We start from the raw sequence: 19,814 nt of genomic DNA, 5'->3' as shown, positions 1-19,814 counted from the left end.
GCGGGCTATTGCAGCAAAACGTTGCCGTGCTATTTGTTTAGTTAATTACCCGAATCGTTTTATTGCCTTTATTGTCTTCAAGCGTAAGGGTAACGCGCAGCAAGTTTTGTGGGTTTTCAGCCAATGACAACAAAATACTAAAGAAGCACAGCAGCGTTTTGTCTATGCCACCAACCAGCAAATCCATCAGCCAGCCACTGACTTTAACCCACTGGTCAAGCGCATCGCTAAGGCGTTTATTTATAGATATAAGCTCGCTGCTAACTCGCTGCTCAAGTGCTGCGGGGGCGAGGCCTTGCGATTTCAAGTCATTTATATGCTTTAAGGTTAATTGCAGGATAATGACAATCTCTTTTATTGCATTAGCTTTGTCGTAAGTACGTTTTACATCCTCAATGTAGCGTTTGAAAACTTTTGTCTCGGTTCTTTTAAACAGATCACCAGATCGTTTATTGCGCTCTAAAACCTTACGGATTTTACTAGGGTTCACCCTTATATTGTCGCCTAGCATCTGCAAACTTTGGCCAAGACTCATATCGGGGTCGATAACCTCGCGATAGGCTTCAGCAATATCAACCACTTTCCGCCGATGCTCTGTGGTGGCTAATTCGAGTAAGCGATCAGTGGCCAGTTCAAAAGCGAAACCGGCATCAGCATTTTGTAAGGTACGGACCAATTTGCTGCTGTCAGCAATAAAGATATCAACGGTGCTGGTGGCTATTTTCTGAGTAAGCAGCTGAGATTGATACCAACTAAGGTGCGAAGCAATGGAGTCCGGGGCAATAATATCAGGCATAGGTGCTTTATTGATATCAACTTTGCCGTCCGGAAGTATCATCGATTGCAAAATGTCGCGTATTTCTGCGGTCTTATGCTTTTTAATGTCTTTATTCGTATAGTGTATGGCAAAGGCGGCGAATTGCTCTTCATCAATAAGCGCATTGGCTAAATCGTAAGACAGTGCCATGGAAGCTTTGCGGGTTTCAGCAAAGCTTTTTGACTTGGCGATTGCAGTAACAGAGCCGCTAATGGCAATGTTACCGAGGTTATCAACCAGTATGTTAAGGTCGGTATTAATGTTTTTGCTGTAGGCTATTTTGCTGTCAGACAACTCAAGATTGAATGATAAAGATTTCTCTGTGCTGTAATTTGCGCTGATAGACTCTTTTGGTACATTGATCAAGCCTGCATGCTGGGCTTGATCAAGTAAACGCACAAACTGTTTGTTGTTGCCCAGGACAAGCGCTTTATACAAACTTTGACTCAATGCGTGACGGCTATCAATAAAATCAATAACAAGGGAGTGATTGCGCTTTATTGCAGATTTTTTCTCCAGTGCCAGCGCTAAACCAATCTGAATATTAGCCGATTTCTCTAATGCAGCCAGCACCTTTTCTTTAAACCCCTGGTACTGACTGACGGCATATTGAATTTTCTCGTTGACGAGCTCATCTGTTTGATTCTTCAGCGCCTGAACCTTTACACCTAATTGTGCTAGTGGTGCCAGTGCTTCGGTAATGGGCCCTTGCTGCGCTTGAATAAATTGACTGATTTCGTCCGTTAACGCTGTTTTCCATGCGCTGAATTGAGTAGCGAGGTGGTTGGATAAATCTGAGGCAATAATAGCCGTCTGTTCGTTGCTGCTATCAAGGTCAAAAGCTTGTAAAAGCTTATCGACAGCCTTTTTTGCCAGGATATTGGCATCGGTACTGGGATCTTGAGCATAGCGATTAACGATAGTGGCTAATTCTGTAGCAATAAGTTGGTTATATACCTCGTTGCTGTCGGCAACGCCGAAAACCAATTTCACTAACGGGCTATACCATTCATCCGCCTTAGTGGCTGTAATGCTGTCTATCAGTTTGTCAGCCGGACTACTCCATGTTTCTAATTTACTGACCAATTCATCTGCGTCGTCAAACAGCGGTACAATGTATTTTTTGGCAACCGCATCGAGACCTGTTATTTCAGCGTTTGCATTGATGCTAAATGACAAGTCTTCCTGGTTAGTGTCGGTTAATTCGACCTCAGCTCGAATTTGCGAAGTGCCGTTGTCGGCGACGGCCGGTGCTGATAACCGAATAAGAATGCCGCCTTTGTGCTCGAAGGTTTTGCTTAACCCTGCCTTTAAATTAAGCGAAGCGCTGACGTCAGAAAAATTGCCATCGGCCTTTTTGCTCCAGGCACGGCCAAAACCGAGTGACGCGTTAAAGGCAAAGCTGCCTTGCGTGCGTAAGGACAGCTCGCGCAAGCCTGTACAATTGATGCCGTTTACACAGGGCGACAGACTTTTTGCAACCTGGTTTAAATCCCAAACAATTAAACTGCCTGAGAAACTGTTGCACACCACCTGGTAGGTCGGTGTATTTGCCGGATACTGAAAATAGCGATCGAATTCTATTTCTTTAGCATGGTCAATACCGATAGACGCCGTAGCGTAACCCGAAGCCAAGGCTGATGCGCCAGACGCTGAGTACCCCCCGGTCACTTCATGATTGACAATAACATCAGCGTCACTAATCGTAATATCTTGCTCAGCAGCGCGCGCTTTAGTCCAGACTTCAATGCTTGTATCAGCCCTGGCCGACATCTTTAATTTAATGTCGTTGTTGCTACCTGCAACAGTAGTGGTGTCCCAATCTACCGACCAGTCTTTTAACTCTTTAAAAGCGCTAATAGGATTTGTTAATGTTTTCCAATGCTCGTAGATCTGCTGCACATCAACTAAATTTGCATTGATACCCAGATTATTAAAAATATCCTGCAGTTCTGCTAAGTCATCATCGTTAAGCTCGCCGTCTAAAAAAACTTTAAGCTTGTTAACGACATCGCCAATGTCAGCATTGGTCTCTGAAGATAAAAGGGCTTCAAGCAGGCGAATATAGCTGGGGCTGGCTTGATTGATGTCATTCAATGTTAACATGATAGTCGTCCTTTTCTATTTGCAGTAACGAATTGTTTTTAAGATGGGTTAATCTAATGTTGCTCTAGTAATAGCAGAAGTTTGATATTTATCCATCTTGCTCTGCTTATTTAAGTTGGCACTAGTTGTAGTTCAGCATTTAATATTTTGCTGTGGCGCTCGAAGAAATGGCTATTATAAGTTGCGTAGCATGGATATTAGGCTAGCTGCAAACACAGCCGGTGCATGATGGAGGCAGTCGCACCCCAGATAAACTTATCCTGATACGGCATTGCATGCAGCTGCTGCACTTTGCCGCGCAGGCGCAAGCTAAACTGATGGCGGTTTTGCTGTTGCAAAAAGTGCGTTAAGGGCACCTCAAAAATACCAGCGACTTCATCAGCCTGCAAAATCCAGCTGCGCTGTGGCGCAAGCAAACCGACCCAAGGCTGGATAGTAAAGCCGGTGCTGGTGCTTTGCAGCGGCAAGCGGCCAAGTAATTCCACCGCATCAGGTGCCAGACCAATTTCCTCGTGCGCTTCGCGCAGTGCTGCCGTGTAGCTGCTTTCGCCGGACTCTATCCGGCCGCCCGGAAAGCTGATTTGCCCGGGATGATGACGCAAACGCAGCGCACGCTGGGTAAACAGTACCTGTAACTTATCGCCGTAATTAATTATCGGCACTAACACGGCGGCTTGATGTTTGTCTGTAGCAGCTATAGCGCTAGCTGCGGCGGCGGTTTGCAGTAAAAAACGCTGGCGAAACTCACTGACAAGCATCGCTATAACTCCTGTACTGCCAGAACAGGCAGGATTTTATTCACTTTATCTAAGGTTTCCTGATATTCGCTGTCGGCGTCGGAGTCGGCTACTATGCCGCCGCCGGCCTGGCAGTGAATTTGCCCTTCGCTGCAAATCAGTGTGCGGATGGCAATATTCGTATCCATATCGCCGTTGCTGTTAATGTAACCAATAGCGCCGCAGTATACTGAACGACGCTGTGGTTCTAACTGCTCAATAATCTGCATTGCCCGTACCTTGGGTGCACCGGTAATAGAGCCGCCTGGAAAGGCGCCACGTAGCAAATCGCAGGCACTGTACTCTGGTGCTAAGATACCCGTTACGGTGCTAACCAGATGGTGCACCGCCGGAAAGCTTTCAACGGCAAACAGTTGTGGCACGTCGACACTGCCGGGCTGGCACACTTTGCCTAAATCATTGCGCAGTAAATCGACAATCATCACGTTTTCGGCTCTATCTTTGGGCGATAGTTTTAGTGCGTCGGCCTCTGCTGCATCTGTTTGCGGGCAGCTGCCGCGCGGTCGGGTGCCTTTAATCGGTTTGGTTTCCACCTTATTGCCGTGCAGTTGTAAAAAACGCTCCGGCGAAATACTCAGCACCGCACCTTGTGGCAGGCGGATAAAGGCGGAGAAGGGTGCGGCGTTTTTATCCCGCAGTTGCAAATAGGCCTGCCATTCATCACCCTGATAACCCGCACTAAAGCGCTGGGTCAGGTTAATTTGGTAGCAGTCGCCGCTAAGCAAATACTCTTGCACCTGATTAAACCGTGCGACGTAGCCGGCTTTATCCATATTGGCCTGCCAGTGACTGTTTAAACTAAATGGCACTGCTGCCGCCAAGTTTTGTTGTAACCTGGCGTACAGTTTGTGCCAACCGGCTTCGGCGTTGCCTTTGTAATCGACATACCAAAGCTGGCGTTGTTGCTTATCTAAAATCACGGCCTGTTGATAAAACCCCACCGCCATATCCGGTAGGTTAATATCGGCCTCTGCCGTGGCCGGTAAGGTTTCGGTATAACGGCCTAAATCATAACCAAAGTAGCCCAGGGCACCGCCAACAAAAGGCAGGGTGCTGTCGACAGGCTGAGAAAAATAGCGTTTTAGCGCGCAGTTAAGTACGGTGAATGGGTCTTCGTTGTAGCTATGAGCGCCGTGCTCGTCGGTTAAAATGCTAATGCCGGCTTTGGCTTCCAGCGTAGCAAGCGGCTGAGTCACTAAGATATCATAGCGGCTGTTAACGTGCTCTGGCGCCGCCGAGTCGAGCAGCATCGCCCATGGTTGCATGGCAACATGGCTGAACAAGGCCAGCAGGTTGTCCGGTGTTTCTCCGACGATTTCAGATGGAATAAGGTACTGCTGCATGAATGGGGCTAGCCGCTGTTTGTGATGCGCGCTATCATACCAGCACCGATACCAATAGTTAAACATGGCGCTGCCAGAGGCGTCAGAGGACAGGTAAAACAATATGACGGTTATTCGCCAGCAAGACTTTATCGACAGCATCGAAGATGCGCTGCAGTACATCTCTTACTATCACCCGTTAGATTTTATCAAAGCACTGGAAGTGGCTTACCACAAAGAGCAAAACCAGGCGGCGAAAGATGCCATCGCGCAGATTTTAATAAACTCACGCATGTCGGCTGAAGGCCACAGACCTATTTGTCAGGACACCGGCATCGTAACCTGCTTTGTTAAAATTGGTATGGATGTTAAATGGGACAAAACCGATATGACGGTGCAGCAGATGGTGGACGAAGGTACCCGTCGTGCTTACTTAAACCCGGATAACCCGCTGCGCGCTTCTATAGTGGCCGATCCTGCAGGCAGCCGCAAAAACACCAAAGACAATACGCCATCAGTTGTACATATCGATTTAGTCGCCGGCCATCACGTTGAAGTGATGATTGCGGCCAAAGGCGGCGGCTCGGAAAACAAAACCAAGATGGCGATGTTAAACCCGTCTGATTCTATTGTGGATTGGGTGCTGGAAACGCTGCCGAAAATGGGCGCCGGCTGGTGTCCGCCAGGCATGCTGGGTATAGGTATCGGTGGTACTGCCGAAAAAGCCGCTGTGCTGGCCAAAGAAGCGTTGATGGAGCCGGTCGATATTCAGGAGCTTATTGCCAAAGGTGCTGAAACCGCTGATGAAAAGCTGCGCTTAGAGTTGTATGAAAAAGTGAATAAACTGGGCATTGGCGCCCAGGGCTTAGGCGGTTTAACTACAGTAGTGGACGTGAAAATTAACAGCGTACCCACCCATGCCGCCAGCTTGCCGGTAGTGATGATCCCTAACTGCGCAGCTACACGCCACGTGCATTTTCATTTAGATGGCACAGGAGCGGCCGATATTCAGCCGCCAAAATTGGAAGACTGGCCACAGGTCACCTGGGAGCTGGGTGCTAACGTGCGCCGGGTAAACCTTGACACAGTAACGCCAGAAGATGTCTTAGAGTGGCAAGCCGGCGAAACCGTGTTGCTAAGTGGTAAGATGCTGACCGGCCGTGATGCGGCGCATAAACGCATTGCTGATATGCTGAATAAGGGCGAAGCGCTGCCGGATGGCGTCGATTTTAAAAACCGCTTTATTTATTACGTAGGCCCGGTTGATGCGGTGGGTGATGAAGTAGTAGGCCCGGCCGGCCCGACTACTGCCACCCGGATGGACAAATTTACCGATATGATGCTGTCGCAAACCGGTCTGCTGGGTATGATTGGTAAATCAGAGCGTGGCGATAAAACCGTCGCCAGCATTAAACAGCACAAAGCGGTGTATTTAATGGCGGTAGGCGGTGCGGCTTATCTGGTATCTAAAGCGATTAAAAAATCCCGCGTGGTGGCCTTTGCCGATTTGGGCATGGAAGCCATTTACGAGTTTGAGGTGCAGGATATGCCGGTAACGGTAGCGGTAGACTCCAATGGCAATAACGTGCACCAGCAAGGCCCGGCTATTTGGAAAGTGAATATTCAGCAAATGGATAAAGCCTAATCGCTTTACCATCAGGGCTGTAGCATTGCTGCAGCCTTATTTTTTTCAGCCTATAACAAAAAAATCCAGGGAATACGCATGAAAAAGACCTTACTCACGCTGGCTTTGCTGGCAACAGGCAGTGCACTGGCCAAGGCACCACTGACGGTGGAGCATTTAAACCGCTTTAATAAGCTGCACGATGTGGTGTTGTCACCAGACGGCCGTTTTGTGGTATACGGCCAAACCAATGCGGGCTTTAGCCCGGCAGATCACAGCAGTGATCTGTATCTGATGGATTTGTCCAACTTAAATAAAGTAACCCGTTTAACCCAAAGTGCCGGCCGTGAAAGCCAGTTACAGTGGGCTGCAGATGGCCAAAGTATTTATTTTGTGGCAAACCGTAGCGGTACTAACCAGGTATGGCAGTTGCCGCTGTATGGCGGTGAAGCGCTGCAGGTTACCGACTTACCGTTGCCGGTCGATGGCTTTAAAGTGTCAAACGACGGCAAACAGATTGCGTTGGCATTAGCGGTAAAACCAGGTTGTCAGGATCTTAAATGTACGCTGGAGGCAAAAGCGGCTGATGCGGCAAAAAAAGATACCGCGATGGCCTATGATCAGCTGATGGTGCGCCACTGGGACCATTGGTTAACGCCGTACCGCAGCCATTTGCATGTGGCTGCGCTTGGTAAAGGCGCAGTGAAAGATGCGGCTAACCTGATGAGCGAATGGAATACCGATATTGCCGGTATCAAAGAAGTGGCTTTTACCCCGGATAATGCCCGGCTGGTATTCAGCGCAAAAATACCCAATGCCGATCAGGCCTGGCATACCAATTACGATATCTTTATGGTGCCGGTAGCGGGCGGTGAAAAGCAAAATTTAACCGCATCAAACCCGGCATGGGATGCGCAGCCTTCGTTTTCGGCTGATGGCCGTTTTATGGCCTATAAAGCCATGAGTAAGCCACAAGCCGAAGCCGATAAGTTCAGCCTGATGTTGCTGGATATGGTGACCGGGCAGCGTAAAGCGCTGGCGCCGGAATTTGACCGCTCAGTCAGCGATTATAAATTCGGCCCGGATAACCGCACCATTTATGTTACTACTCAGGATGTGGGCCAGTACGCCATTTATGCCATTAACACCAGCTTTGGTGATGTGCGTAAAGTGCACGGCGATGGTTATGCCGGCGCATTGAATGTGGCAGCAGATAAAATTGTCTTTACCAACCATAAACTGGATATGCCACCAGAGGTGTTCCAACTAAGCACCGACGGTAGCAGCCTGACCCAGTTAACGGACATTAACGCGGATTGGCGCCAGGCTGTGCAGTTTGGTGACTACGAGCAATTCAGCTTTAAAGGCGCCAACGACACTACCGTATACGGTTATCTGGTAAAACCCTGGGATTTTGATGCAAAGAAAAAATACCCGATGGCATTTTTAGTGCACGGCGGGCCGCAGGGCAGCTTTGGCAATATGTTTAACGAGCGCTGGAATGCGCAAATGTATGCCGCACAGGGTTATGCGGTGGTGATGGTCGATTTTCATGGTTCAACCGGTTATGGCCAGGCGTTTACCGATTCGATCAGCCGCGACTGGGGTGGCAAGCCGCTGGAAGATTTAAAAAAGGGCTTTGAGTACATTGTTAAAGCCCAGCCCTGGATTGATGGCGACCGCGCCTGTGCGCTGGGTGCCTCTTATGGCGGCTATATGATGAACTGGATAGCTGGTAACTGGCCAACTGGTTTTAACTGCCTGGTAAACCACGCCGGTTTATATGATATGCCAAGCTTTTACGGCAGCACTGAAGAGCTGTGGTTTCCGGAATTTGATTTAGGCGGCCCGGCCTGGAACCCGGAGTCTGATTACCAGAAATTCAACCCGGCGGCGCACGCCGATAAATGGCAAACGCCGATGCTGGTTATTCACGGTTTAAAAGATTACCGCGTGCCTTATGCCCAGGGTTTAGGTGCTTTTACTAACCTGCAACGCAAAGGTATCGATTCGCGCTTAGTGATTTTCCCCGATGAAAACCACTGGATCTTAAATAAAGATAACCGCGTGCGCTGGTACAACGAAGTGTTTCAGTGGCTGGATAAATACACCAAACCTTAAGTGTTAAGTTAATACATAATTATATTGAAACCCCGCTTTAACGCGGGGTTTTTATTGGCTAATAAATATAACAGCATGTTTCTGTTTAAGATTGAAAGTTGCAGCTATATTGATATTACGTTTATTAAATGGCGTTTGCATCAGTGTGATGCAATTGCGGCTGGGAGACGGCTATGGGCTTTATTAGTAAAGTAAGATTAATCAGCTTATTAATAGTGTTATTACCGCTGGTTATTGCCACCGTGGTAATAACCTATATGGCACGGTATGAACTAGAGCAACATGCGCAAGCGCAATTACTGGCAGTAAGGGAAATAAAAGAACAGCAGATTACGCAAATGTTGCAGGATTTTAATGGCGGTTTAAACGCAATATCAGCCGTAGCGGGTACAGCAGATATGTCACAGCTGGATAACTTGTATCCGGTATTACAACAATTAAATGAACAATTGGGGTTTTACGATATCTTTGTTATTGACGAGAGTGGTCAGGTGGTATTTACCGTGGCGCGTGAAGCTGACCTTGGTACTAACTTAGTGACAGGTCCTTACCGTACCTCCGGCCTTGGACGTTTGTTTAAGCGCTTGCAATCCGGGGGCAATGATACATTGCTGGAAGACTTTTCACCTTATGCACCATCAAATAATGAGGCTGCCGCTTTTTTAGCCAAACCCGTGCAGCTGGCGCAGCAGCGACGGTATGTTGCTGTGCAGCTTTCTATCGATAAGATTAATCAGGTTATGCAAATTCGGGAAGGTATGGGCCAAACCGGTGAAACCTATTTAGTAGGCGCCGATAATCGCATGCGATCAGATTCTTATCTGGATGCTGAGAACCGTACCGTACAGGCTTCTTTTGCCGGTACCCTTGAGAAAAACGGTGTAGATACCGAAGCAAGCAAAGCGGCATTAGCTGGCCAGCGTGGGATCAGCAGTATTATTGATTACAATGGCAACTTAGTATTGTCAGCTTTTGCGCCGTTAAATGCCTATGGCATTCAGTGGGCGTTATTGGCCGAAATTGACGTAGCCGAAGTTATGGCCCCTGCACATAGAATGCGCAACATTGGTATTGGCATTGCCGTTATCGCCGTGTTGCTGGCATTAGCTGCTGCAAAAATGTTGAGTAACTTTGTGCTGCGTCCGCTGGGTGGTGAGCCTGATACGATGTGTCAATTGACCAGTCAAATCGCCAATGGCGATCTGACATTAGAGATGCAGGTGGATAACAATGCCGGCCATTTGATGAGTTGGCTGGCACGTATGCAAAACCGCTTGCGCCAGCTTATCTCACAGCTTATTGGCGTAGGGCAAGAGCTGGAACAAGCTGCCGAACAAAACTCTGCCGCCATCACTCAGGCTGATGGCAGTATTCAGCTACAGGCACGGGAGACGGATCAACTGGCTACCGCCATTGAGCAAATGAGTTACGCTGCGGCAGAAATTGGCCAGAATACGACTGCTGCCGCTGCGGAAGTTAATGCCAGCCAACAGCTTGGCCAGCAGTTAACTGAAAGACTGGATGTTAGCCGGCAATCACTGGAGCGCAGTATGGTTAGCTTTAATGCGATTGAGCAGCAAGTGCAGGGTTTGGCGCAGGATAGCAAACGTATTGGCAGCGTGCTGGCAGTAATTAACAGCATTGCCGAACAAACTAATTTGTTAGCGCTGAACGCCGCCATAGAAGCCGCCCGCGCCGGTGATCATGGCCGCGGCTTTGCGGTAGTGGCAGATGAAGTGCGCCAGTTGGCCACCAAAGTGCAGGAAGCGATACAGGACATTTCAGCAGTGCTAAGCGGAATAGGCCGCCAGTCTGACGCCCTGGTGCAACATAGTTCTGTATGTTCAACCGAGGCGGCTCAATCAGTGGCTGATGCTGGTGCCATGCAGCAGGCAGTGCAAGATATTCAGCAGCGTTTAGTCAAACTCAGCACACTGATGTCGCAAACCGCCAGTGCCGCTGAAGAACAAACCCAGGTCAGTGCCACGTTGGCGCAAGGCATTGCCAGCTTAAGTGCTGCGGCAGAGGAAAACAGTACCGCAATATCTCAGGTAGCACAAAGTACCCATCATTTGTTAGGCTTGGCGAATCAGTTGAGCACTTCTGCGGCTCAGTTTAGAGTGTAATGGAGTATGGACCGCGATGGATTTTCAACAATGCCGTGATCACTGCCTGATGCAACTGCAAAGCATCGAGGACTTCCCGTTTGGTCCGGATATCTATGTTTATAAAGTGGGCAAAATATTCGCTATTTTAAGCGAGAAAGATGGCGTGGCCAGGGTGAATTTAAAATGCGATCCGGCTGAAGCTGTGATGCTGCGCGATATATTTCCGGCTATTACCCCCGGCTACCATATGAACAAGCAGCACTGGAACACCGTGCTGCTGGATGGCAGCGTGCCGGAAAATGAGATAAAGCGGCAGATTGAAAATTCGTATCAGTTAATTGTTAAAAGCTTACCGAAAGCGAAAAGGCCGGTGCTGGCTTAGTGCCGGTGCGATAGGAATAGAATATGAAAATATCAGATGTGGTGATCCTGGCCGGTGCCCGCACGGCCATTGGCAGCTTTGGTGGCAGTTTAGCGGCTTTAAGCCCGGCGCAGCTGGGCACTGAGGTGGCAAAAGCCGCTATCAGCCGCTCTGGCGTGGCAGCAACAGATGTTGACCATGCGGTATTTGGCCATATTATTACCACCGGCGCTGAAGATGCCTATTTAGCCAGGCATATAGCGCTAAGCAGCGGTATGGCGCCAAGCTCTTCTGCCTTTAATGTCAACCGCCTATGCGGCTCGGCTGTGCAGTCGGTGATATCGGCGGCGCAACTTATTCAGCTGGGGCAAAGCACTATTGCCCTGGCTGGTGGCGCTGAGAGCATGAGCAATGGTGCCTATTTACTGCCCAATGTGCGCTGCGGTTTAAAAATGGGCCATGGCGCCATCACCGATCTGACGTTGGGTATTTTAACCGATCCGTTCGGCAGCGGTCATATGGGCCTGACGGCTGAAACCATTGCCAGCCAATATGGCTTTAGCCGAGCTGATTTAGATGCCTTTGCTGTGCAAAGCCAGCAGCGCGCTGCACTGGCACAGCAGCAGGGCTATTTTGCTGAGCAAATTGTGCCGGTAACGGTAAAAGCCGGTCGCACGGAATACGTATTTGACCGTGATGAGCATATCCGCGCCGATACCACCGCAGAGAGTTTAGCTAAGCTTAAACCCGCTTTTAAACCAGATGGCATAGTCACCGCCGGTAATGCGTCGGGCTTAAACGATGGCGCTGCCGCCATGTTGCTAACCAGCCGGTTTGAGGCAGAAAAACGCGGCCTTAAGCCGCAAGCGCGCCTTGTCGGTTATGCGTTTGCCGGGGTTGAGCCTGGTGTAATGGGATTAGGACCGATACCTGCAGTACAACACGTGTTGGCACAAACCGGCTTAAGCGTGGCCGATATCGATGTGATTGAGTCCAACGAGGCTTTTGCAGCGCAGGCGCTGGCGGTAAACCATACGCTGGGCTTTGACAGCGCAAAGGTAAACCCCAATGGCGGCGCTATAGCGCTGGGGCATCCGGTGGGCGCGACGGGCTCTATCTTGATCATTAAATTACTGGCAGAGCTTAAGCGTATTGGCGGCCGCTATGGTTTGGTAACCATGTGCATCGGCGGCGGGCAGGGCATAGCCCTGCTGTTGGAAAGGCTGTAAAAAACGCAGCTATGGATGCCTGCGTCTATGCTGTAGAGGCTCATCACTGCGCCTCATACCTATACCGAATCACCCATCGCTCAGTGAGCAGACGTTAATTCGCTGCTGCTTCCGGTCTTAGCAAAAGCAGGTAATTTATCAGCGCATTAAATTGCTGCTGCGATGACACGGCGCTGATATTAACCAAATATTTGTCGTTAACAATAAAGGTAGGAACCGAGCGGATATTAGCGTCGCGAATAGTTTGGTCATATTGCGTGATCAGGTTGTTGACCGTCATGCTGTTAAAGTTGGCATCGAATTTCTCATTGTCCACACCGAGTTCTGCAAATAACTGCTTTAAGCCATTACGGTTTTGCGGTGGTTTACGCTGCTGATGAATTTGCGCAAACAGCGCTGTTGAAAATTGCTCTGCCACCTTTAACGTTTCAGCCATGGCATGGGCACGCTGTACGTCCGGCGCTAAAGGGCCGCCATGAAAGGCTACCGGTATCTTTTGTAAATTTACCCCCTCTGGCAGGGCTAGCTTTAACTGCGCAACTATCGGCTCAAAGTTATAACAAAACGGGCAGTAGTAAGAAAAATATTCTACTACGCCTGGCGTATCAGAGGCGGAAGTATCCAATGTTTGGTAATGTTCACCGTCTTTAAAGCTGTCATTGGCATTTACAAAACCGGCGCTCAGCAGCAGGGCAAAAGCAAAAAGTAGTTGTTTCATCACGTATCCCAAAATTTAATAATACTAAAACGCTATCACAGCAAGCGCTGGCGACCAAGTCAGGTTGCTACAAATACGCAGTTAATTAAGCTTAGCGGCAAGGTAATCTACCAGTACCCGTACCTTAGCCGACAAATGCCGATTTTGCGGATAAATAGCCCAGATCCCGTCATCCGGCTGGCGTAACTCGTTCAGTACCGCCACCAGTTCACCGCTTTGCAGTTTTTCGCCGACATAGTAATCGGGCAGCTGTACCAGGCCTAAACCTTTTAATGCGGCATCCAATAGGGCTACGCCGCTGTTGCAGACAATACGGCCCTGCGGCTTAAATTGGACCACTTTGCCATGCTGCATAAAGCGCCACTGCGCAACGGTGCCGGTTAAGCATTGGTGCCGGGTAAGATCTGTCAGGTTTTGCGGTATGCCATGCTTTGCCAAATAAGCCGGTGAAGCCACCACATACTGAGTGCGGCTTGCCAGCTTACGCGCTATCAGGCTGGAGCTTTCCAGTGTGCCCAGGCGTATAGCCAGGTCAAAGCCACCCTGGACTAAATCCAGCTTGTTATTAGTCAGCTGTAAATCCAGTTCGGTGTCGGGGTATTGTGCCATAAAATCATGCAGCAACGGCGCTATACGGGTTTCGCCGTAAAACACCGGCGCGGTAAGTTTAATTTGGCCGCGTGGCGTGGCTTTTAAATTTGCCAAAGTACGGTTGGCTTCTTCTAAGCTGGAAACCAAATGCCTGCAATGCTGCAAATACAGTAAGCCTTCTTCGGTCAGGCTGACACTGCGCGTGCTTCGATACAGCAGTTTTATCGCCAAACTGGCTTCCAGTTCGGCAATATTGCGGCTAACCTGGGCTACCGAGATGCCTAATTGCTTTGCGGCTTTGGTAAAGCTTTGCAGCTCTGCTACCGCTACAAATTCGCTGATGCCAATCCAGTGTTTCAATTAAACCTGCCTCTTTATAATCAGTTTTTGTTAAATCGGCTTCGGTGACGAAAGGCTGCTTGTGTGATATTGCAACTCAAGGCAGCGGTTAGAACCCCGTTCTGGTTGCCACAGAGTGTCTGAGCGAACGCGCCAGCGTGAGTGAGTTGCTGTGGCAAGCCAGGGCGGGCGTTGTAACGCAAGCTGCCGGCACTCAAGTTTTGCATATATGAAAAACTGATTTGCATTTTACAGTTATTCATACTGATATGGCAAAAATAAAAATCAGGTTACACTTGCTGGTAACAGATTTTTGCCCTGTGCAAACAACAAAAAGGACAACCTGATGCAAATGATCAAAACACGCGCTGCAGTGGCCTGGGGCCCGGGCCAGCCATTATCGATTGAAGAAGTGGATTTAATGCCACCGCAAAAAGGCGAAGTGCTGGTTAAAATTATCGCCACCGGAGTGTGCCACACCGATGCGTTTACCTTATCGGGTGAAGACCCTGAGGGCATCTTCCCGGCCATTTTAGGTCATGAAGGTGGCGGTATTGTTGAAGCTGTCGGCGAGGGCGTAACCTCGGTTGCGGTGGGCGACCATGTTATTCCACTGTATACCCCGGAGTGCGGTAAATGTAAGTTCTGTTTATCCGGTAAAACTAACCTGTGCCAGGCAATCCGCGCTACCCAGGGTAAGGGTTTAATGCCTGATGGCACTACGCGTTTTTCAAAAGACGGCAAGCCGATTTATCACTATATGGGCACCTCTACCTTTTCTGAGTACACCGTACTGCCGGAAATTTCGCTGGCCAAAATTAACAAAGCCGCGCCGCTGGAAAAAGTATGTCTGCTCGGCTGTGGTGTAACCACCGGTATGGGCGCGGTAATGAACACCGCTAAGGTAAAAGAGGGCGATACGGTTGCGGTATTTGGCTTAGGTGGTATTGGTTTATCTGCCATTATTGGTGCGGTAATGGCCAAAGCCAGCCGGATTATTGCTATTGATATTAATGAGAGTAAGTTTGATATTGCCACCAAGCTTGGCGCGACTGACGTTATTAACCCGAAAAAATTCGATAAGCCAATTCAGGATGTTATCGTTGAGATGACAGACGGCGGGGTAGATTTCTCGTTTGAGTGTATCGGTAATGTCAACGTTATGCGCTCGGCGCTGGAATGCTGCCATAAAGGCTGGGGCGAGTCGGTCATTATTGGTGTAGCCGGTGCCGGCCAGGAAATTTCAACCCGGCCATTTCAGCTGGTGACCGGCCGCGTTTGGCGCGGTACTGCTTTTGGTGGCGTAAAAGGCCGCACTGAGTTGCCGGATTATGTTGAGCGCTATTTAAACGGTGAGTTTGAGCTGGATACTTTTATTACCCATACCATGCCGTTGGAACGGATCAATGAAGCTTTTGATTTGATGCATGAGGGTAAGTCGATTCGGACAGTGATTCATTTTTGATGGATTTGATTTTTTGGTTTTAGGACAAATTACAACACCCGCCTTGGCTTGCCACAGCAACTCGCCCTTTGCCTACGGCAAGGCTCAGACACTCTGTGGCAACCAAAACGGGGTTCTAATTCGTCCTCTTCAACTTAGGTGGCAAATTCCATGAATAAAAATGAGTTAGTGAAAACCAGCGAACAGCTTTGCTTTGGTGGCAAACAAATTCGTTTTACCCATGCATCCACTGTGCTGAGCTGCAATATGCAGTTTTCGGTGTTTTTACCGCCACAGGCCGAAACACAAGCTGTGCCTGCACTGTATTGGCTGTCGGGTTTAACCTGTACCGATGAAAACTTTTCTGCCAAAGCCGGTGCCCAGCGTATTGCTGCAGAGTTAGGTATAGCGCTGGTTATGCCGGATACCAGCCCGCGCGGTGATGGTGTACCGGATGATGAAGACGGCGCTTACGATTTTGGCCTGGGCGCTGGCTTCTATGTTAACGCCACGCGCGAGCCATTCGCTAAGCATTACCGCATGTACGATTATATTGTCAGCGAACTGCCGCAGCTGTTGGAAGCTGAGCTGCCATTATCGGATAAGCGTGCGATCAGCGGTCATTCGATGGGCGGGCATGGCGCTTTAGTGATTGGCCTGCGCAACCCGCAGCGCTACAGCAGCATCTCGGCATTTTCACCGATTTGTAACCCGGTAAATTGCCCGTGGGGTATTAAAGCTTTTAGTGGCTATTTAGGCGATGATAAAAGCCAATGGCAGCAATATGATGCATCTTTGTTGTTAGCTGCAGCGCAAGATCCGCTGCCGTTATTAGTTGATCAAGGTACAGCAGACAGTTTTTATCCTGAGCAATTGCGCACCGACAGTTTAATTGCTGCAGCGAAGCAAAGCGCTGCGCCGGCTGAGATCCGCCTGCAGGCGGGCTATGACCACAGCTATTATTTTATCGCCAGCTTTATTGAGCAGCATCTGCGGTTTCATGCGAAGTACCTGATTGGTTGATAAAATCTGCCGCAATGCCTGATTGAGCCCGGCATAATACTTTTTAGCCGGAACCGTTGAGCGCCCGGACGGCGCGAATCGAGCCCCCAGGGATGTGTTTACGGCGTGTTCCGGTAAAAATGTATGGCGCCGGGCGATAAAGCCCGCGTTTGCGTACTAATCTGTTCCGTCAAAAGCTGGTTTTATACCGTCAGATGCTGGCATACTTGGTTGCATAAGCCCGCATAAAGGAGAACTGCATGAGCTACGATAACAACAATATTTTTGCCAAAATTCTGCGCGACGAAATCCCCAGCTTTAAAGTGTACGAAGACGACTACACCCTGGCTTTTATGGATATTATGCCGCAGGCCGACGGCCATACCCTGGTGATCCCGAAATTTCAGGCACAGACGCTGTTAGATATTCCGGCGGATGAGCTTAGCCACACCATGACCACGGTACAAAAAGTGATGTCGGCGCTTAAATCTACCCTCGGCGTTGAAGGCGTAGTGCTCATGCAATTAAATGGCGCCGCAGCAGGGCAAACTGTACCGCATTTGCACTTTCATTTAATTCCGGAGCATTTATCTAAATTATCCGGCCATGGTGCTGCAATGGGCAATATGGAAAAAATAAAAGCGCTGGCAGAAAAAATCCGCACGGCACTTTAACCGGAGTTACACAGGTTTAATTTATGCGATTTAACTCTTCACTGCTGTTTTCTGCGTCGTTTTTTTCTGCACTGCTGCTGGCCGGCTGCAGCGCGCTGCCATCATCACCCTCACCAGAGCCGGGCTTAACGCTAAGCCTTATTCATATTAACGACACCCACTCGCAATTTGATGCCAGCCCGGCCAGTGTAAAGGATGCCAGCGGTAAGCCCGTTTATACCTATGTTGGCGGCCATCCGCGCTTGTTAACCCAAGCACAGCAGTTGCGGCAGCAGGCTGCGCAAGATGGCGTGCCGGCGCTGTTTTTACATGGCGGCGATGCTTTTAAAGGCAGTGCCTATTTTGAGCTGTTTGAACAGCGCATTAATATCGATGTGTTAAACCGGATGAATATCGATGCTATGGCGCTGGGCAACCATGAGTTTGATATTGGCCTGACCAAACTGGCCGACTTTGTCGACAAGGTAAACTTTCCTGTTTTGGCCGCTAACGTTGATACCAGTGCTGAACCGCTGTTGGTCAATAGCCAAAATCTGAAGCCCTACAGTTTATTTGCACTTGATAACAATCAACTGAATGCTGTGGCCAGTGTTGATGCTGCTGCCGGGCGTGAGCTGGTGGCGGTGTTTGGCCTGGCGCTGCAAGATATGCGGGCCATAGCGCCCGATACCGGCGCGGTTATATTTAACAATGAGGTGCAAAGTGCACAGCAAACGGTAGATAGGTTAACTGCGCAGGGTGTTAAGCACATTATTGCGCTAACGCATTTGGGGAATCAGCGTGACTTGGCGCTGGCCGGTGCGGTAAATGGTATCGATGCCATTGTCGGCGGCCACTCGCACAGTCTGCTGGGTGATTTTCGCCATTGGTATTTGGGCAACCAACGGCCTTACGCTGAGCTGGTTGCCAACCCCGATGGCAAAGGTAAAACCTGTGTGGTACAGGCAGGGCAGTTTGCTCAGGCCGTGGGTCAGGCAAGGCTTAAGTTTAACACCGGCGGTGAGCTGCTAAGCTGTGCCGGACAAAATACCTTATTGGCAGGCACTGATTATTTCCGCTCGGCACTGCGCAGCGAGTCCAGCCGTATTGCTGCAGCTGGGCAAGCTGCGACAGAGCGTTATATTGCCGGCCTGCCGCGCACAGCCATTGTGGCCGAAGATGCCGCGCTGCGCTCAGTGCTGGATAGCACTTATTTACCGGCGGTACAGCAAGCTTATGGTGCGGTGATCAGCAGCACTGAAACTGAAGTGTCACATGTACGGCTCCCCGGCAGCGGTGGTAGTGATATGCACGGCTCGCCACTGGCTGGGCATATCGCCGATGCGATGCTTAACTATGTTAACCAAACTGCAATGCAAAACCTGATGAAACGGCCGGTGCAGTTAGCGCTGATTGGCGCCGGCAATATCCGCGCACCGCTGGCAGCAGGTGAAGTGCGCGAAGGTAATATTCGTCTGGAAGTGCTGCCGTTTGATACGCCGCTCAGTGTACTGAGCATTAGCGGTGCCGAGTTGCATGCGCTGTTAACCGATATTATTAGCCAGTCGGTAGTCGCCGGTGCCCATACCGGTAAGTTCCCTTATGTTGCCGGTATACGCTATGTGGCAAAGCAAACCGGCCCGGCTACCGCAGAGTTAACCACGCTGGATATTAAACAAGGCGGGAGCTGGCAAGCTGTTGAGCCGCAACAGCGTTATAGCCTGGTCACCACCAGTTACCTGGCCGATGGCAATGACGGCTGGCAGTTGTTACAGCAATTGCAGGCAGAACACAGCGACCGGCTGGATATTATCCTGCGCCAGCAGCAAGTGGCGCTATATCCGGTTAAGCGCGTTACGGCTAAACAAGACAGCAGTGGTCAGAAATCCTTCAGCACCCAATACCACAATGTTGCCACTTTGCCGTGCAAAACCGACGGTGTTGATTGCAAAGTCGCCGCGCAGGCCTTTATTGAGTATTTGCAAGCCAGACCCGATTTATGGCAGCAACAGCGCGAGCCCACCGTGACGTTACAACGGTAAATCTTTGCCGGCAGCTCATGCTGCCCTCAGATTCAGCGCTTAAACTTGGTTTCCAGAATGACCGAGGAGTTAGTGCGCTCTACGCCGTCTAAATTGCCGATATCATCCAGGATATGGCTGAGTTGTTCGGTGCTTTGTGCTTGCACTATGGCGATAAGATCGTACTCACCGCTGATGGCATAGAGTGCAGACACCTGGGCAATTTGCTTTAGCTCAACGTTGGTTTTGGCGGTGAGTTTTTGCCGTACTTTAATACTGACATGGGCCGATACCAGTGAGGCCAGATAATCTTCACCGTAATCTACTGAATAACCTTTAATTACACCGCTTTGCTCGAGTTTGGCGATGCGGGTTTGCACCGTTGAGCGCGATAAATCCAGCATGCGTGCTAAGTCTGAAATACTAGCGCGGGCATGGTGTTTTAGTACTGCTAACAACTTTTCATCTTCCTTGCTTATCATTTTGCTAATCCGTGTCGTTAAATTGCTAAGTTAATCTTTAAAATTGCTGATAATGATACTGCAATTTGGCGAGTGACAG

General features: G+C 49.6%; 15 protein-coding genes. 9 read left to right on the top strand and 6 right to left on the bottom strand.

Annotated features, from left to right (window positions below):
• Positions 1 to 37: 37 nt before the first annotated feature.
• The 3 genes from ACYVIC_RS15305 to pabB form a co-directional block, all read right to left on the bottom strand.
• Positions 38 to 2,923: a hypothetical protein gene (locus ACYVIC_RS15305; protein ID WP_460861360.1), complete on the bottom strand. Its 2,886-nt coding sequence runs from the start codon at positions 2,921 to 2,923 to the stop codon at positions 38 to 40.
• Between the two features lie 197 nt (positions 2,924 to 3,120).
• The gene (locus ACYVIC_RS15300; RefSeq protein WP_460861359.1) at positions 3,121 to 3,681 is read right to left on the bottom strand and encodes a CoA pyrophosphatase; all 561 of its coding nucleotides are present in this window, start codon (positions 3,679 to 3,681) and stop codon (positions 3,121 to 3,123) included.
• 2 nt (positions 3,682 to 3,683) lie between these two features.
• Positions 3,684 to 5,063 (bottom strand): aminodeoxychorismate synthase component I, encoded by a 1,380-nt coding sequence (gene pabB / locus ACYVIC_RS15295; RefSeq protein ID WP_460861357.1) that lies wholly within the window; start codon positions 5,061 to 5,063, stop codon positions 3,684 to 3,686.
• A 103-nt stretch (positions 5,064 to 5,166) separates the two neighbouring features.
• On the opposite strand from pabB, the gene ACYVIC_RS15290 reads away from it, so the two are divergent.
• The 5 genes from ACYVIC_RS15290 to bktB all read left to right on the top strand — a co-directional run bounded on the left by ACYVIC_RS15290 (position 5,167) and on the right by bktB (position 12,485).
• Positions 5,167 to 6,687: a fumarate hydratase gene (locus tag ACYVIC_RS15290; RefSeq protein ID WP_460861355.1), complete on the top strand. Its 1,521-nt coding sequence runs from the start codon at positions 5,167 to 5,169 to the stop codon at positions 6,685 to 6,687.
• Positions 6,688 to 6,765: 78 nt separating this feature from the next.
• Positions 6,766 to 8,787 (top strand): S9 family peptidase, encoded by a 2,022-nt coding sequence (locus ACYVIC_RS15285; protein ID WP_460861353.1) that lies wholly within the window; start codon positions 6,766 to 6,768, stop codon positions 8,785 to 8,787.
• Between the two features lie 173 nt (positions 8,788 to 8,960).
• Positions 8,961 to 10,913 carry a methyl-accepting chemotaxis protein gene (locus ACYVIC_RS15280; protein ID WP_460861352.1) on the top strand — a complete coding sequence of 651 codons (1,953 nt, stop codon included), beginning with the start codon at positions 8,961 to 8,963 and terminating at the stop codon, positions 10,911 to 10,913.
• Positions 10,914 to 10,929: 16 nt separating this feature from the next.
• Complete coding sequence (locus ACYVIC_RS15275) at positions 10,930 to 11,277, top strand: MmcQ/YjbR family DNA-binding protein (protein ID WP_460861350.1); 348 nt, start codon at positions 10,930 to 10,932, stop codon at positions 11,275 to 11,277.
• 23 nt (positions 11,278 to 11,300) lie between these two features.
• Positions 11,301 to 12,485 carry a beta-ketothiolase BktB gene (bktB, locus tag ACYVIC_RS15270; RefSeq protein ID WP_460861349.1) on the top strand — a complete coding sequence of 395 codons (1,185 nt, stop codon included), beginning with the start codon at positions 11,301 to 11,303 and terminating at the stop codon, positions 12,483 to 12,485.
• 94 nt (positions 12,486 to 12,579) lie between these two features.
• Here bktB and ACYVIC_RS15265 read toward each other — a convergent pair whose 3' ends face one another.
• The gene (locus ACYVIC_RS15265; protein WP_460861347.1) at positions 12,580 to 13,203 is read right to left on the bottom strand and encodes a thiol:disulfide interchange protein DsbA/DsbL; all 624 of its coding nucleotides are present in this window, start codon (positions 13,201 to 13,203) and stop codon (positions 12,580 to 12,582) included.
• Between the two features lie 81 nt (positions 13,204 to 13,284).
• Positions 13,285 to 14,154 (bottom strand): LysR substrate-binding domain-containing protein, encoded by an 870-nt coding sequence (locus ACYVIC_RS15260; protein WP_460861345.1) that lies wholly within the window; start codon positions 14,152 to 14,154, stop codon positions 13,285 to 13,287.
• A gap of 334 nt (positions 14,155 to 14,488) precedes the next feature.
• Between ACYVIC_RS15260 and ACYVIC_RS15255 the strand changes: the two genes are divergently transcribed.
• The 4 genes from ACYVIC_RS15255 (at position 14,489) to ACYVIC_RS15240 (ending at position 19,274) form a co-directional block, all read left to right on the top strand.
• Positions 14,489 to 15,598, top strand: a complete 1,110-nt coding sequence (locus ACYVIC_RS15255; RefSeq protein ID WP_460861679.1) for an S-(hydroxymethyl)glutathione dehydrogenase/class III alcohol dehydrogenase — start codon at positions 14,489 to 14,491, stop codon at positions 15,596 to 15,598.
• 150 nt (positions 15,599 to 15,748) lie between these two features.
• On the top strand, positions 15,749 to 16,600 hold the full coding sequence (fghA, locus tag ACYVIC_RS15250) for an S-formylglutathione hydrolase (RefSeq protein WP_460861344.1): 852 nt from the start codon (positions 15,749 to 15,751) through the stop codon (positions 16,598 to 16,600).
• Between the two features lie 239 nt (positions 16,601 to 16,839).
• Positions 16,840 to 17,253 carry an HIT family protein gene (locus ACYVIC_RS15245; protein WP_460861343.1) on the top strand — a complete coding sequence of 138 codons (414 nt, stop codon included), beginning with the start codon at positions 16,840 to 16,842 and terminating at the stop codon, positions 17,251 to 17,253.
• A gap of 23 nt (positions 17,254 to 17,276) precedes the next feature.
• The gene (locus tag ACYVIC_RS15240; protein WP_460861341.1) at positions 17,277 to 19,274 is read left to right on the top strand and encodes a bifunctional metallophosphatase/5'-nucleotidase; all 1,998 of its coding nucleotides are present in this window, start codon (positions 17,277 to 17,279) and stop codon (positions 19,272 to 19,274) included.
• 32 nt (positions 19,275 to 19,306) lie between these two features.
• Here ACYVIC_RS15240 and ACYVIC_RS15235 read toward each other — a convergent pair whose 3' ends face one another.
• Positions 19,307 to 19,735, bottom strand: coding sequence for an Lrp/AsnC family transcriptional regulator (locus ACYVIC_RS15235; protein ID WP_173500669.1), 429 nt, complete (start codon positions 19,733 to 19,735; stop codon positions 19,307 to 19,309).
• Positions 19,736 to 19,814: the final 79 nt, after the last annotated feature.

The organism is Rheinheimera gaetbuli (assembly GCF_054781935.1).
The sequence above is the reverse complement of the archived record's forward strand: the minus strand, read 5'-3'. Positions and strand labels throughout refer to the sequence as shown.